Source organism: Pseudomonas guineae, from assembly GCF_900113745.1.
GTDB classification, from domain to species: Bacteria; Pseudomonadota; Gammaproteobacteria; order Pseudomonadales; family Pseudomonadaceae; genus Aquipseudomonas; species Aquipseudomonas guineae.
Genome location: NZ_FOQL01000005.1, coordinates 122801 through 137247, shown reverse-complemented (window position 1 = coordinate 137247; position 14447 = coordinate 122801). Strand labels below are relative to the sequence as shown.

The window sequence follows — 14447 nt, the reverse complement described above, 5'->3', positions numbered from 1 at the left end:
TGAACGTGCTGCGCCGCGCCGCTAACCCACCCTACGATCTCGATCAGAACACCGACTCGAAATCGCCCATTTCGAGTTGCACTGATTTCAGGCGGGTGTAGTGCTGCAGGGTGGTCAGGCCGTTTTCGCGGCCAACGCCGGACTGCTTGTAACCGCCCACGGGCATTTGCGCGGCCGATTCGCCCCAGGTATTGATCCAGCAAATCCCCGCTTCAAGCTGGTGGATCAGGCGATGCGCGCGGTTCAGGTCGGGAGTGACCACACCGGCAGCCAGGCCGTAGTCTGTGGCGTTAGCGCGTTGGACTACTTCGTCTTCACTGTCATAGGCCAACAGGCTCATCACCGGGCCGAAGATCTCTTCGCGGGTGATGCGCATGGCGTCGGTGCAGTCGCTGAACACCGTGGGTGCAACATAAGCACCGTTGCCCAGTTCGCCGTCATTCAGGCGTCGGCCGCCAACCAGCAGGCGGGCGCCTTCCTCGCGTCCGCTGTCGATATAGGCCATGACTTTTTCCAGGTGGGCGAGACTGACCAGCGGGCCGAAGTTGGTGGCTTCATCCTGTGGGTTGCCAATGCGGATACGCTTGACTCGCTCGAGCAATTTGCTCTCGAAGCTGGCCAGCAGCGGGCGTGGTACGAACACCCGCGTACCGTTGGTGCACACCTGACCGCTGCTGTAGAAGTTGGCCATCATCGCGATGTCGGCCGCACGGTCAAGGTTGGCGTCGGCACAGATAATCAACGGCGACTTGCCGCCCAATTCCATGGTTACGTCTTTTAGTGACGAGCTGGAGGCGCTGGCCATGACCTTCTTGCCGGTCACGGTACCGCCGGTAAAGGAGATTTTCTCGATGCCCGGGTGCTCGGTGAGCCATTGGCCCACTTGGCCGTCACCGGTCAATACGTTGAATACGCCATCGGGTACGCCGGCTTCGCTGTAAATTTCGGCTAGTTTGATGGCCGACAGCGGCGTCACTTCGCTGGGTTTGAAAATCATCGCGTTACCGGCGGCCAGGGCCGGAGCGGATTTCCACAGGGCGATCTGGATCGGGTAATTCCACGCACCAATACCGGCGACCACGCCCAGCGGCTCGCGGCGGGTGTAGACGAAGCTGCTGTCGCGCAGCGGGATCTGCTCGCCTTCTATGGCCGGGACTAAACCGGCGTAGTACTCCAGCACGTCAGCGCCGGTGACGATATCGACGTAGCGGGTTTCCGACAGCGGCTTGCCTGTGTCGAGGGTTTCCAGTGCGGCCAGCTCATCGTTGCGCTCGCGCAGAATATCCACGGCCTTACGCAGGATGCGTGAGCGCTGCATAGCGGTCATCGCCGCCCAGACTTTTTGCCCAGCGGCGGCGCTGGTTACGGCGCGCTCGACGTCTGCTTGGCTGGCTTGCTGCACCACGGCTAATACCTCGCCGTTCGCGGGGTTGATGCTATCGAAGGTCTCGCCGCTGGTAGCCGTTACATGGCGGCCACCGATATAAAGCTGCTGTTCGTCGAAGCGGGGCATGGGCTGTCCTCGTGTCTGGTTGTTAGCGGCCAGTGCGCGGGGCAGGAGCCGGCATAGAATAGAGTATAGGCTAAGGTATTTTTATTGAACGTTCAATCAATGAAAGCGACAAGGCCGTGCTAAACACGACATGGCAGCGCCTGCTTTGCTGTGGGCGCGGCAGGCTGCTGCCAGCGGGGTTTAGGTGGCTTTAGCCAGTTGTAGGTCGAGGTATTCATAAGCGATCGCTATCGCTTGCTGGGTGTCGAAGCCTTCACCCGACAGTGCGCCACGTAGCCACAAACCATCAATCAGTGCGGCCAGTCCACGGGCTGCTGAGCGTGCCTGCTCTTGCGGGAGTACTTGGCGGAATTGGCCGCACAGGTTGGAGTACAAGCGCAGGTCATTGATCCGCTGCAAGCGCCTTAGCGCCGGCTGGTGCATGCTGGTGGCCCAGAACGCCAGCCAAGTCTTCATCGCCGGGCCATTGACCTGGCTGTCATCGAAGTTGCCTTCGATGATTGCCCGCAAGTGCTCGCGTGTTTGGTCTTCCGGCAGCTTGGCACGGCGCTCATGTACCGCATTATTGAGTGCCTTCATCAGGTGGCGCATGGTGGCGTCTAGTAGGCCGTTCTTGTCGCGGAAGTAATGGCTGATGATACCGTTGGACACTCCGGCGATCCGTGCGATATAGGCAATGCTGGCATCCCCCATGCCGACCTGGTCAACCGCTTCGAGAGTCGCCGCGATCAATTGTGAGCGGCGGATCGGTTGCATTCCGACCTTGGGCATCTATTTCTCCATCAGTGGGGTGGCCCCCGAAATACAGGCAGTCTAGGCCGTTTATTGTTGAACGTTCAATCAAACCGGGCGTTTCAGGGGTGACCTGTCGGTCATTGATATGGCGCAGGCGCGAGGTGTCGCTCGACTAGTCAGTGCGCCGCGCGCGGATTATGCGGGGTGTCGATGTCCGCAATTAGTGCTAGTAAATCAGTAACGCCAATGTCCTGGCCCGCTTGGAACAGCAGCGTGCTGGCCTGCCCGCGATGGTAGGTCTGATGGTTGAAGAAGTGCAGCATCAGGCTGGCGTACGGGCGTTGCGCTGGCACGCCCTTCATATTGCCGTAGGCCAGCACCTGTTCCAGATCCGGCTCCGTCAATGCCGCCACCCAGTCGCTGATCTGCCCATCAAGCCGGCCACGCAATGCTTGCAACGGCGCCAGCGCATCGAATACCTGCTGGTCTAGGGCCGTAGGCCGTGGCACATCAATGAGCGCCTCACGCAATTGATTACAGGCCGGGTGCTCGGCAAAGCGCTTGAGCCAGACAATGTCGGCTACCGCAATATGGTTAAGGGTGCCGAAGATGGAGGTGAAATACGCCCCGCGATCCTCCCTCAGCGCCTGCGGAGAAAGCTGATCAGCCGCGTTATAAAGCTTGCTGTTGATCCACGCGTTATAGCGTGCGAGTAACTGAAGTGCTGTAGCTGAGGCATGGCGATTAACTCGGCAGTGGGCGTTCAATCAGGCATCAAATACCGGCCGGAGGAGGTGCGCTCGGAGCTGAGCACGCACGGGGCCTCTCCGCATACTTGAATGCCGCCAGGCCATCCGGATCGGCAAAGAACTTGAGCCGATACTGTTCGTACTCTGCGAAGCTGAACATCGCCAGGCATCTGCATCTGCATCTGCGTTGGCAGCGCAGATGCAGATGCCTGGGTGCTTAAGCGTGCGTTACGTAGCGCAGCAGTTCGACCACCTGCTCGGGCGTTTGCGCCCACGCCATTGCAGCGGCATCGACTTCTTTCAACGGGTGAATGATGTCGTCGTTATGCAGGGTGATATAGGGCTTGGCCAGTGCCGCGCAATACCCGGCGTCGAAGGCCGCGTTCCATTGTTTGTACTTATCGCCGAAACGGATTACTGCAATGTCGCAGTGCTCGATCAGATTCTTGGTGCGGATAGCATTGACCTTGGATGACTTGTGATCGCGCCAGAATGGCTGGCTTTCAGCACCCAGCACGTCGCCGGCGGCATCGCTGCTGTCGTGATCGGTGACGGCGGAGGTGAAGGTGATGTTCAGGCCGAGTTGTTGTGCGCCCTGCATAATTTGCTGGCGCCAGTCGGTATGGATCTCTCCGGAGAGATAAACAGTCCAGGTCATGGGAACCTCTTGAATAGCTGGGTGATGAATGGAGGCGTTACGGCCTTTTAGCGGTCAGCCAGTTTGCCACGGTAGGCAGGCCTTTTCCGGAGGCGATTCGCTAGGGCAGCTATTAGCTGCTGGGGGAGGTTGCTGGCGTTACACGGGGCTAAAAAAGGCGAGCTATAAGCTCGCCTCTTTCAATCAGGCGGGGCTATTTATTTAAGCCATTCAGCCACGCGCTCTGGGTTTTTGCTGATCCAGTCTTTGGCGGCTTCTTCTGGCTTGGCGCCATCGCGGATGGCGAGCATGACCGAACCCACTTCTTCACCGCTCCAGGAGAACTTCTTCAGGAAGGCAGCAGCTTCAGGGGCTTTGGTATTGATGATTGGATTGGCCACGGTGTCGACATGCTCGTCATCACCGAAAACCTTTTTCGGGTCTTCGAGGAAGCGCAGTTTCCACTTGGCGAACATCCAGTGTGGGATCCAGCCGGTGACGACAATCGCTTCCTTGTTCTTTTCGGCGCGGGTCAGGGCGGTGGCCATGCCTGGGCCGGAGCTTGGCATCAGTTTGATGTCGGTGAGGGCGTATTCCTTAATGGCTTCTTCTGCGCGGCGCATAACGCCGGCACCGGCGTCGATGCCGGTGATTTTGCCGTCGAATTCTTTGCTGTAGGTGTTGAGGTCGGCAATGCTTTTGGCCGCGACGTAGTCGGGCACGATCAGGCCGATTTTGGCGCCGGCGTAGTTGGTGCCGAGCACTTCGACTTTGTCTTTGAGTTTTTCAAAGTATTCGCCGTGCGTCGCGGGCAGCCAGGCGGAGAGGGTGGCGTCGAGGTCGCCACGGGCTACGCCTTGCCACATGATGGCGGGTTCTACCGCTTTCAGTTCGACGGTGTAGCCAAGCTTGCTCTGGAGGATTTCACCGGCGACATGGGTGGCGGCGACGCTGTCGTCCCAGCCATTTACATAGCCGATTTTTAGGGTGGGTTTTTCGGCGGCAAGGGCGGTGCCCATGCCGAGTGCCAGGGCGGCAAGGCCGAGGCTAAGGGTCTTAAGTGTGCGCATTGGATGCTCCGTCAGTTGAGTGGCAGTTCAAATGGTGTTCTGGCTCGTTCTGATTGCGGGCCTAGCAGGCGTATTCAGCGTGTTAACGCAGGTACACCTTTGCGATGGCCGACAGGCGCTTGTAGATCGTCGGTTCGCGGGCAAAAACTCCCCGTCACGGCTGCCGAAGCGGCCGCTGAAATCGTGCGGGAAGTGTTTTCAGCCCCATCTTAGGATGGGGCTAAAAGGGCTAGGGCTTAGAGGCCCAGGTGTTTTTTCACAGCGGCAATGCCGTCTTTGCCGTCATAGGTGGTCACACCGGCCAGCCACTGATCAAGAATGGCGGGGTTGGCTTTGATCCACTCGGCCGCGACGGTGGTGGGGTCCTGTTTTTCCAGAACCTTTTCCATCAACTGGCTTTCAATGGCGACGGTGAACTGCAGATTGTTCAGCAGTTTGCCGACGTTGGCGCAGCGCGCTTCGTAATCGGGTGGCACGACGGTGAAGACCTTGGCGGCGCCGAAGTCTGGGCCGAAGACGTCATCGCCACCTTCCAGGTAGGTGATGTCGTACTGCGTGTTCATTGGGTGCGGCGCCCAGCCGAGGAATACCGCTGGCTCGTTCTTACGCACCGCACGTTGCAGCTGCACCAGCATACCGGCTTCGCTGGATTCGACCATGCGGAAGTCGCCGAGGCCGAACTGGTTGCTCTTGATCATGCCTTCGATCAGCAGGTTGCCGTCGTTGCCGGGCTCGATGCCGAAGATTTTGCCGTTGAGCTGGTCTTTGAACTTGGCGATGTCGGCAAAGCTTTTCAGCCCGGCTTCGGCTGCGTAGGTCGGCACGGCCAGGGTGTACTTGGCCCCTTCCAGGTTGGCCTTGGGCAGTACCTTGACGCCGTCGTCTTTCAGGAACGGTTCAATTACGGCGTCCATCGACGGCGCCCAGTAACCGAGGAATACGTCGATCTGACCTTTCTGCACGCCGGTAAAGGCGATTGGCACTGAGGCCATGATTTTGCGGGTCTGGTAGCCCAGGCCTTCGCTGAGGGTCATGGCGACGCCGGTGGTGGCGGCGATGTCGGCCCAGCCGATTTCGGCAAAGCGCACCATCTTGCAGCTTTCTGGCTCTTGCGCCCAAGCGCTCTGGAGCATGGCGGCGGAGAGCAGGCCTACGCCTGCGAGCTGTTTAATCGTCTTCATCTGCGATTCCCTGTGATGGTTAAATTTAGATTACTGGCGTTGCAGCTTGCTGTTGACCCAGCTGAATAGGCTGCTGCGGTTGGCCGTTTGCGGCGTGCCGAAGCTTTCAGTGATGCGGTCAAGAATGATCGCCAGCAACACCACGGCCATGCCACTTTCGAAGCCCAGGCCGATGTCCAGACGCTGGATGCTGGCCAGTACGTCGTTACCCAAGCCGCCGGCACCGACCATCGAGGCAATGATCACCATCGACAGCGCCATCATGATGGTCTGGTTGACCCCGGCCATGATTGACGGCATGGCGTTGGGCAGCTGGACCTTGAACAATAGCTGACGCGGGGTGCAGCCGAAGGACTGGCCGGCTTCGATGATTTCTTTGTTGACCTGGCGGATGCCCAGGTTGGTCAGACGCACCGCCGGCGGCATGGCGAAGATCACCGTGGCGATAATTCCCGGCACACGGCCGAGACCGAACAGCATGGCGGCGGGGATCAGATAAACGAACGCCGGCATGGTCTGCATAAAGTCGAGGATCGGCCGGATGATGGTCGCCACGCGCTCGCTGCGCGCCGCCCAGATCCCGAGCGGTATGCCCAGTAGCAGGCTGATTAACGTGGCGGAGAAGGTCAGCCCTAGGGTGACCACCGTTTGCTCCCAGAAGCCGGTGAGCACGATCAGCACGAAGGCCACGGCGGTGAAGATGGCGAACTTGTAGCCAATTCGCCACAGGCCGAGGCCGACAAAGATGGCGATCAGCAGCCAGGCGGGTGGCAGCATCAACACCCATTCAATGCCTTCGGAGAAGCCATTGACCACCGCACCAACGCTGTCGAAGCCATCGCTGTAGTTGTCCAGCAGGTGCTGCACAATGTCATTAACCCAGCTGCCCAGGTCGAGTTTTTTCTCACTCATGGGACTCTCCCTGCAGGCGCGTCAGCAGGCGACCCTTGCTGATGGCGCCGCTGTAGTGGCCATGTTCATCAATCACCGGAATCGGCCCTTCGTTATCCACCAGGCGTTCGATCACCTGATCCAATGGGGTGTCTTCGGCGAGAGGACTGATTTGTTTCAACACATCGCCATCGAGGCCGCAGCTGCTGCCGCCTTCGACCAGCAGGGCAATTTTTTCCAGGCTGATGGAGCCCTGGAAGTTGTTGTGCTCGTCGACGATAAAGGCGTAGTGCTTGTCCATATCCTGCAGCTCTTGGCAGACCGTTTGTGCATCCGGCGCTTTGCCGTTGTGCACATAGATCGGCACGCTGTCGGCCATCAACTGACCGGCCGTGAGGTAGCGGTTGGTGTCGACGGTGTTGAAGAAGTTGCGCACGTAGTCATTGGCGGGATTATCGATCAGCTCCTGCGGGGTGCCGATCTGCACCAGCTTGCCGCCTTCCATGATGCCGATGCGGGTACCGATGCGCATGGCTTCTTCGATATCGTGAGAGACGAAGATGATGGTGCGCCGGTCGGTCTTCTGCAGCTCCAGCAGCACGTCTTGCATCTCGCGGCGCTTGAGCGGGTCGAGGGCAGAGAATGCCTCGTCCATGATGATCATCGACGGGTCCACCGCCAGGGCGCGAGCCAGGCCGACGCGCTGCTGCATGCCGCCAGACAACTCATGCGGCATCTTGTGCGCAAAGGTGTCCAGGCCAACCTGCTTGAGCACGCGCATGGCGCGCTCTTCACGTACCTTTTTGCTCTTGCCAGCCACTTCGAGGCCGAAGGCGGCGTTGTCCAGCACACTGCGCGAAGGCATCAGTGCGAAGGACTGGAAGACCATGCTCATGTCGCGGCGGCGCAGGTCGATGAGTTCCGCCTTGGGCATCTTGGCGACGTTTTGCCCGTCGATGTAGACGTTGCCATCGCTGGGCTCAACCAAGCGGTTGATCAAGCGGATCAGGGTCGACTTGCCGGAGCCGGAGAGGCCCATCAGCACAAAAATCTCACCTTCTTCGACGCTAAATGACACGTCGCTAACGCCAATAACGGCGCCTTTTTCCGCAAGAATCCGTTCCTTGCTCCAGCCCTGTTTAAGCAGCTCAATGGCTTCTTGTGGCTGCGGGCCGAATACCTTGTAGAGGTTTTCGACGACGATTTTTCCAGACTGCATGGGATGATTCCCCTTCAGTAGACATCTAGATCAGTGCTGCGGAACCGGGCGAGCGCCAGCTGGCGTTCGTGCGGTGATGCCGACTGTTCTTGCCTGTGTGTGTTTGCTGGGTTGCGAGGTTGGGAGCGTGCTTTGCTGCGCAACAGATCAGGGGCATCCGAGCACAACCACTGCGACGCTCCAGTTGCCTTGTGAGCAATGGACGTAACGAAGGTGAGCTGATGGGTAAACCTTACTGTGTCGTGCTGCAAACCGCGTTCCATACCCTCTGGCAGTGTTACGAAGCCCAATCCTTGGGTTTTACACACCCCGACCCGAGGTGCGCGTACATCCGAAATTTCTTGTTGGGCTGGCACCCATCAATGAGGAGCCAGCGCTTATATATTCTTCGGTCCGGGGCTGTGGGCTCCCGGTCTCTGCCTCCTCTGGAGGTCAGAGCGACGAAATCGGCTGACTCAACGATATAGTCTTCAAATTGCCGCAATTGTCGGTTTGCGACTCTGACGTGTTACGCGGCGACATACCGTTTGCTAAAAAAACCATAACAGACTTTTTACCTCTGTTGCCAAGGCTGCAAGCCGCGCCGGCCGTGGTTTACAGCTTTTGAAGTGGCCGCAGCCACTGTGGTTAGGGGGCTGCGTGGTGTTCGAAAAAAATGACAAATTAATTTCCGCTTGACAGGTTTTCGGCAGTTTTTATTGATTGACCGTTCAGTCTTGTTACGCCCAGCAGCCAGGAAGCATGTATTTGCGGGTTAGCTTTTAGCCAGGCTTTGGCCTCGCGGCGTGGGTTGGTGTTCTTATTAAGAATCGCCCCCATCAGGTAGCTTTCCATCTCCAAACTGAAGCGCAGGTTCTGCAGCAGACGGGTGACATTTGGGCATTCTTTGGCCAGGCCGGCACGGATGTTGGTGTACACCGTGGCGCCGCCGTAGTTGGGGCCGAAGAACTCATCGCCGCCATCGAGGTAATGCATCTGCAACTGGTTGTTCATCGGGTGCGGCGCCCAGCCGAGAAACACCACCCATTGTTTGAGGTGCTCGGCCCGTTTGACCTGGGCCAGCATGCCGTTCTCGCTGGACTCCACCAAGGTGAAGTCGGACAAGCCGAAAGCATTCTTATCAATCATCTGCTGGATCAGCTTGTTGCCATCGTTGCCCGGTTCGATGCCATACAACTTGCCGCCTAATTCCTTGCTAAAGCGCGCAAGATCGGCGAAGTTCTCCACGCCGCCGTCATAGGCCGCCTGGTTGACCGCGAGGGTGTATTTGGCCCCCTCAAGGTTGGCGCCGAGGGTCTTCACTGAGCCGTTGGCGGCATAGGGCTTGATGTCGTTTTCCATGCTCGGCATCCAGTTGCCGAGAAATATGTCTATTTTGCCGTCTTGCATGGCTTTGTAGGTTTCTGGAACCGACATGCGCTTTACCCGGGTGCGATAGCCGAGGTCGCTGAGGACCTGGCGAGTGACCGCTGTAGTTACGGTGATGTCGGTCCAGCCTACATCGGAGAAGCGAATCACTTCGCAGCTGGCCGCTTCTGCAGCTTGGGCCAGCAGCGGCATATTTAGGGCGGCGGCTAGCAGCCAGCGCGTACTTAGTTTCATTAAGCCTCTCCCAGTTGCGGTGACAGGGTGCACCTATGTAAGTGTGCAATCCGGCCATGGGGCGGGCAGGGTAAACAGCGACTACCGATCCATGGACGCGACGATCATGCAGACACAGCTCCTCCTCTGCCTATACGCAGGGTCGTAAGTAGAACGTTGTTGTCGTGATTGGTGGTTATACGCATGGAAAGTCTGGGGCGGCACACGGTCTGATACGGGACAAAGACGCTGACGGCTTTAGGCATGGACGGGTCGGTGTGGGGCGGCGACGGGGTGGTGAAATCCTGATCATGGTCTGCATGTAGCAACCGTGTAGGAGAGAGTCGTGGCTATCAGCGTGTTTGACTTGTTTAAGATCGGCATTGGTCCGTCCAGTTCGCATACCGTCGGGCCCATGCGTGCGGCGGCGCTGTTCAGCGGCGCGCTGAGCGAACGGCGTTTGCAGGAACGCACCGTGCGGGTATTGGTGCGCTTGTACGGTTCGTTGTCGGCTACGGGCATCGGCCATGGCAGTGACCGGGCGGTGATCATGGGCCTGATGGGCGAGTGGCCTGATCAGATCGACCCGAGCAGCATTGAGCCGCGTATTAGCGCGCTATTGGAAAGTGGTCAGTTGCAGCTCGGTGGGCGGCTCAGCATCGCCTTCGATTGGTCGCGCGATATGTTGCTGCTGGACGAGAACCTGCCTTACCACCCCAATGCGATGACCCTCAGTGCATTTGCCGCAGACGATAGCCTGCTGCACGAAAATACCTATTACTCGGTGGGCGGCGGTTTTGTGGTGGATGCCGAACAGGCCGTTAGCGGTCAATTGGATCTGGATCACACGGTGTTGCCTTACGACTTTGACAGCGCCGAGCAGTTGTTGCAGCTGTGCCGGAGTCACGACTTGCGCATCTCAGAACTAATGATGGCCAACGAAAAGGCCTGGCGCAGTGAGGCGGAAATCCGCAGCGGACTGATGCGCCTGTGGCAGGCCATGCGCGAGTGCGTCGAGCAGGGCCTCAAGCATGAAGGCATTCTACCGGGCGGGCTTAACGTCAAGCGTCGCGCGGCCAAGCTGCACCGCAGCCTGCAGGAGATGAGTAGACCCAATGTGATCGGCTCGACCCTGAGTGGCATGGAGTGGGTCAACCTGTTTGCCCTGGCGGTGAACGAGGAAAACGCCGCCGGCGGTCGTATGGTCACCGCGCCAACCAATGGTGCGGCGGGGATTATCCCGGCGGTTCTGCATTATTTCGTACGCTTTAGCCCGGCCGTAAGCGAAGCCAATGTAGTGGACTACCTGCTGGCCGCTGCGGCCATTGGCATCCTGTGCAAGAAAAATGCCTCTATCTCTGGGGCCGAGGTTGGCTGTCAGGGAGAGGTCGGTTCGGCCTGCGCCATGGCGGCGGCGGGATTAGCGGAGATTCTAGGAGCGACGCCTGGGCAGGTGGAAAACGCCGCTGAGATTGGCTTAGAGCACAACCTCGGCCTGACCTGTGACCCGGTTGGCGGCTTGGTGCAGGTACCGTGCATCGAACGCAACGCGATTGCGGCCGTAAAGGCGATCAATGCCGCACAGATGGCCTTACGTGGTGACGGTGAGCATTTCATTTCACTGGACCGGGTGATCCGCACCATGCGCGACACCGGCGCCGACATGCACGACAAGTACAAAGAAACCTCGCGCGGTGGGTTGGCGGTTAGCGCTGTTGAGTGCTGAGTGCCTGTTTACGAGCGGTTGCGCGTCGTCCCGGCTGGTTTTAATCCCCGTGCGAAGGGGCTTATTTGAGTGCGCCGCAAGCGCTGTGCACGATTGCGGTGCATAGCTAAACGATGCAGCGGATAAGGCGGCGCAATGCTGCCGAATATGGCCTGACTGCGGGTTCGTTACCACGCCTGCTTTACCCTGCGTAGCGGGGTGACAAAGCACTTGCCTGACAGTGTTACCGAAGTGCTCAACCCCTCGCCAGCCAAGGCTTGCGGTCGTAAACAGAATGCGTCTGTCGCTCCTGCCAACGCCAGTGGCGCATGCTCTGAATGAACCTTAATATTTTTAATTGAACGGCCAGTCAATATAGGCACGCCCTTTGCGTTGTACTGTCTATAGATCTGGCGTTATGCGGTTCCAGAATCATAAGAAGAGTCGTTGCTATAAAGGCTCAACACCTTGTTTACCTTTGCGTGAGGGTTCACCTGATGTCACAGTTCAATCAAGGGGCACAACCCCTGAGCCGTGTTCCCCAGTCCATCGGCTTTCTTCTGCTCGATAATTTTACCCTGATCTCCCTGGCTTCGGCGGTCGAGCCCCTACGCATGGCCAACCAGCTTTCCGGTAAGGAGCTGTACCGCTGGCATACCCTTAGCCATAACGGTTTACCGGTAAGTGCCAGTGATGGTTTGCACATTACCCCTGACACCAACCTAGCTGACTCGCCGCTTCTGGATGCAGTGATTGTTTGCGGTGGCGTAAACATTCAACAAAGCGTTAACCGGGAGCACATACAGTGGCTGCAAAGTCAGGCACGTTATGGTGCACAGTTGGGAGCGGTATGCACCGGCAGTTGGGCGCTAGCTAAGGCCGGGCTGCTTGATGGCTTCGATTGCAGTGTGCACTGGGAGTGCCTGGCTTCAATGCAGGAATCTTTCCCGCGCGCGGGGGTGAGCACGCGGTTGTTCTCGATTGATCGCAATCGCCACACCAGCTCCGGCGGCACCGCGCCGATGGATATGATGCTGCACGTGATCGGCCGCGAACATGGCCGCGAACTGGCGGCGGCGATTTCCGAAATGTTTATCTATGAGCGAATCCGTAACGAGCAGGACCATCAGCGGGTACCGCTCAAGCACATGCTCGGTACTAATCAGCCGAAGCTGCAGGAAATCGTCGCGTTAATGGAGGCCAATTTGGAGGAGCCGATCGACCTCGATCAACTGGCGCTGTTTGTCGATGTATCACGTCGCCAGCTGGAGCGTTTGTTCCAGAAATACCTGCACTGCTCGCCGTCACGCTATTACCTCAAGTTACGTCTGATTCGAGCGCGTCAGCTGCTCAAGCAGACCTGCATGTCGATCATTGAGTTGGCTTCGGTGTGTGGCTTTGTCTCCACGCCGCATTTCTCCAAATGCTACCGCGAGTATTTCGGCATTCCTCCGCGCGATGAGCGCGCGGGTCATCAGGGCGGTAATGTGCTCGGCGTGCTACCGATGCCGGAAGACCTGATGCGTCCCTCGACGTCCTCGGCCATGGCTGCGCTAACTCGCGCCCAAGGCGAGTCGACTTTCGCCAGCGTCAGGCTGTAAGGGGTGGTCGGCGACGCTGTAACGGCGAGCGTTTAATCGCTTGGCTTTATAGCGGTTACGCCGACAGGTTAATAGGCAGCAGGTCAGGTTAAACCACAATGCCGCAACTTGCGGTGCGTCGCCCCTAGTAGTCGATGGTTACATCACCCTGCGGCACGCTGCAGCACGACAAGATATAACCCTCGGCCACATCTTCGTCGGTAATCCCGCCGTTGTGCTCCATGGTCACCTCTCCGGCGGTTTTCATTACCTTGCAGGTGCCGCAGATGCCCATGCCGCAGGCCTTGGGAATATGTAGGCCGAGCTTGGCGGCGGCGGCGTGTACGGTTTCGCCTGGGTCGACGCGAATGCTCTTGCCGGTGCTGGTGAATTCCACCTGGTGTTGATCCGCCAGCGGTACCGGATCGGCATCGGCGGCTTCGGCGGCTAGTTCCTTGGCTTCTTCACGGATATCGGCCGGCGTCGCCCCGAAGGATTCCTCGTGATAGCGCTGCATGTCGAAGCCATTGATTTCGAGTAGACGCTTGACCGCATTCATGTACGGCGTCGGCCCGCAGCAGAAAATTTCCCGCTCTAGATAATCCGGAGTCATCAGCTCTAGCATCTTCTGGTTTAGGTAGCCGCGGTAGCCGGCCCAGGCTTCGCCCAGGCCATGCTTTTCACAAATCACATGCAGACTGAAATTGTTGATCCGCGCGGCCATGTGCTCCAGCTCGCGGTAGAAGATGATGTCCTTGGGCGAGCGAGCGCTGTGCACGAACACCATGTCGACATTGGCGTTGGTGTCATAGAACCAGCGTGCCATCGACATCACTGGGGTGATACCGACACCGCCGCTGAGGTAGAGCACCTTGTCGGCGGGAAAATCGATGGCATTGAACAAGCCAACCGGGCCGTGGACGGGCAGCTCGTCGCCTTCTTTGAGGTTGTCGTGCAGCCAGTTAGAGACTTTGCCGCCAGGCACCCGCTTAATGGTGATGGAGAAGCTGTAAGGCACCGCTGGCGAGCTGGAGATGGTGTAAGAACGCATCACTGGCTGGCCGTCGATCTCCAACTCCAAGGTGACGAACTGGCCAGGCTTGAAGAAATACAACAGCGGTTGTTCGGCCATAAAACTGAAGGTGCGTACGTCCCAGGTTTCCTGAATCGCTTTGACGCAACGCACCATGTGCCGGCCATTGCTCCAGGTCTGGGTGGTGACCGGGTTGAGGAAGTCGTTCGTCGTCATGGACGTCTCTCCGCGCGCGGCCGGACATCGGCCTTATATGATGCGAATTGTGCGCACTGCCAGGCCCGTTCATTTATCTGTCTGCGACATTTTCATGCTTATCGCGACCTGCCGCATAGGCCTTGGTTTGCCGCGTCGGAAACGGATGCGGCTATGTCGCCCATGGATAAGGATTTACTTGCGCTCAGCGCCAAACTCATAGCCAGCCGAATAATAAGGTCATGAGCGAATTGCCTTTTCATTCAGGCGCCATCGGCAGGCGCAGAAAGAGGCTGTGACGCCAGCTTGCGTGAACTGAATAGCCACTTTATTGCGGCGACTCGCAGTGCGAGTCGCC

12 protein-coding genes are annotated in these 14447 nt (G+C 58.4%); 2 read left to right on the top strand and 10 right to left on the bottom strand.

The window, feature by feature from the left end; genetic code table 11:
- Nucleotides 1–43 precede the first annotated feature (43 nt).
- From betB to choX, 9 genes are all read right to left on the bottom strand, one after another.
- Entirely contained in the window at nt 44–1513 is a 1470-nt protein-coding gene (gene betB / locus BMZ32_RS16920) for a betaine-aldehyde dehydrogenase (RefSeq protein ID WP_090244160.1), read from the bottom strand.
- 180 nt (nt 1514–1693) lie between these two features.
- Nucleotides 1694–2284 carry a transcriptional regulator BetI gene (betI, locus tag BMZ32_RS16915; protein WP_090244158.1) on the bottom strand — a complete coding sequence of 197 codons (591 nt, stop codon included), beginning with the start codon at nt 2282–2284 and terminating at the stop codon, nt 1694–1696.
- Between the two features lie 140 nt (nt 2285–2424).
- Nucleotides 2425–3015 (bottom strand): DinB family protein, encoded by a 591-nt coding sequence (locus BMZ32_RS16910; RefSeq protein WP_090244156.1) that lies wholly within the window; start codon nt 3013–3015, stop codon nt 2425–2427.
- A gap of 199 nt (nt 3016–3214) precedes the next feature.
- Nucleotides 3215–3655: a YtoQ family protein gene (locus BMZ32_RS16905; RefSeq protein WP_090244154.1), complete on the bottom strand. Its 441-nt coding sequence runs from the start codon at nt 3653–3655 to the stop codon at nt 3215–3217.
- 197 nt (nt 3656–3852) lie between these two features.
- A complete protein-coding gene (locus tag BMZ32_RS16900) occupies nt 3853–4704 on the bottom strand; it encodes a glycine betaine ABC transporter substrate-binding protein (protein WP_090244152.1) in 852 nt (283 codons plus the stop codon).
- A gap of 236 nt (nt 4705–4940) precedes the next feature.
- Nucleotides 4941–5885: a choline ABC transporter substrate-binding protein gene (locus BMZ32_RS16895; RefSeq protein WP_090244150.1), complete on the bottom strand. Its 945-nt coding sequence runs from the start codon at nt 5883–5885 to the stop codon at nt 4941–4943.
- Between the two features lie 30 nt (nt 5886–5915).
- Nucleotides 5916–6797: an ABC transporter permease gene (locus BMZ32_RS16890; protein ID WP_090244148.1), complete on the bottom strand. Its 882-nt coding sequence runs from the start codon at nt 6795–6797 to the stop codon at nt 5916–5918.
- Complete coding sequence (locus BMZ32_RS16885) at nt 6790–7995, bottom strand: quaternary amine ABC transporter ATP-binding protein (protein ID WP_090244146.1); 1206 nt, start codon at nt 7993–7995, stop codon at nt 6790–6792. The genes BMZ32_RS16890 and BMZ32_RS16885 overlap by 8 nt, the downstream gene beginning before the upstream one ends.
- Nucleotides 7996–8658: 663 nt before the next feature.
- Nucleotides 8659–9597 (bottom strand): choline ABC transporter substrate-binding protein, encoded by a 939-nt coding sequence (gene choX, locus BMZ32_RS16880; protein ID WP_090244144.1) that lies wholly within the window; start codon nt 9595–9597, stop codon nt 8659–8661.
- 325 nt (nt 9598–9922) lie between these two features.
- On the opposite strand from choX, the gene BMZ32_RS16875 reads away from it, so the two are divergent.
- Both BMZ32_RS16875 and gbdR read left to right on the top strand, forming a co-directional pair.
- The gene (locus BMZ32_RS16875; protein WP_090244142.1) at nt 9923–11302 is read left to right on the top strand and encodes an L-serine ammonia-lyase; all 1380 of its coding nucleotides are present in this window, start codon (nt 9923–9925) and stop codon (nt 11300–11302) included.
- 476 nt (nt 11303–11778) lie between these two features.
- On the top strand, nt 11779–12882 hold the full coding sequence (gene gbdR / locus BMZ32_RS16870) for a choline metabolism transcriptional regulator GbdR (protein WP_090244140.1): 1104 nt from the start codon (nt 11779–11781) through the stop codon (nt 12880–12882).
- A gap of 124 nt (nt 12883–13006) precedes the next feature.
- Here gbdR and gbcB read toward each other — a convergent pair whose 3' ends face one another.
- Nucleotides 13007–14110, bottom strand: coding sequence for a glycine-betaine demethylase subunit GbcB (gene gbcB / locus BMZ32_RS16865; RefSeq protein ID WP_090244139.1), 1104 nt, complete (start codon nt 14108–14110; stop codon nt 13007–13009).
- Nucleotides 14111–14447: the final 337 nt, after the last annotated feature.

Bases quoted from the DNA above. Each gene is read 5' to 3' on its own strand.
- betB (WP_090244160.1), bottom strand. From the start codon at position 1,513: ATGCCCCGCTTCGACGAACAGCAGCTTTATATCGGTGGCCGCCATGTA.
- betI (WP_090244158.1), bottom strand. From the start codon at position 2,284: ATGCCCAAGGTCGGAATGCAACCGATCCGCCGCTCACAATTGATCGCG.
- BMZ32_RS16905 (WP_090244154.1), bottom strand. From the start codon at position 3,655: ATGACCTGGACTGTTTATCTCTCCGGAGAGATCCATACCGACTGGCGC.
- BMZ32_RS16900 (WP_090244152.1), bottom strand. From the start codon at position 4,704: ATGCGCACACTTAAGACCCTTAGCCTCGGCCTTGCCGCCCTGGCACTC.
- BMZ32_RS16895 (WP_090244150.1), bottom strand. From the start codon at position 5,885: ATGAAGACGATTAAACAGCTCGCAGGCGTAGGCCTGCTCTCCGCCGCC.
- BMZ32_RS16890 (WP_090244148.1), bottom strand. From the start codon at position 6,797: ATGAGTGAGAAAAAACTCGACCTGGGCAGCTGGGTTAATGACATTGTG.
- BMZ32_RS16885 (WP_090244146.1), bottom strand. From the start codon at position 7,995: ATGCAGTCTGGAAAAATCGTCGTCGAAAACCTCTACAAGGTATTCGGC.
- choX (WP_090244144.1), bottom strand. From the start codon at position 9,597: ATGAAACTAAGTACGCGCTGGCTGCTAGCCGCCGCCCTAAATATGCCG.
- gbdR (WP_090244140.1), top strand. From the start codon at position 11,779: ATGTCACAGTTCAATCAAGGGGCACAACCCCTGAGCCGTGTTCCCCAG.
- gbcB (WP_090244139.1), bottom strand. From the start codon at position 14,110: ATGACGACGAACGACTTCCTCAACCCGGTCACCACCCAGACCTGGAGC.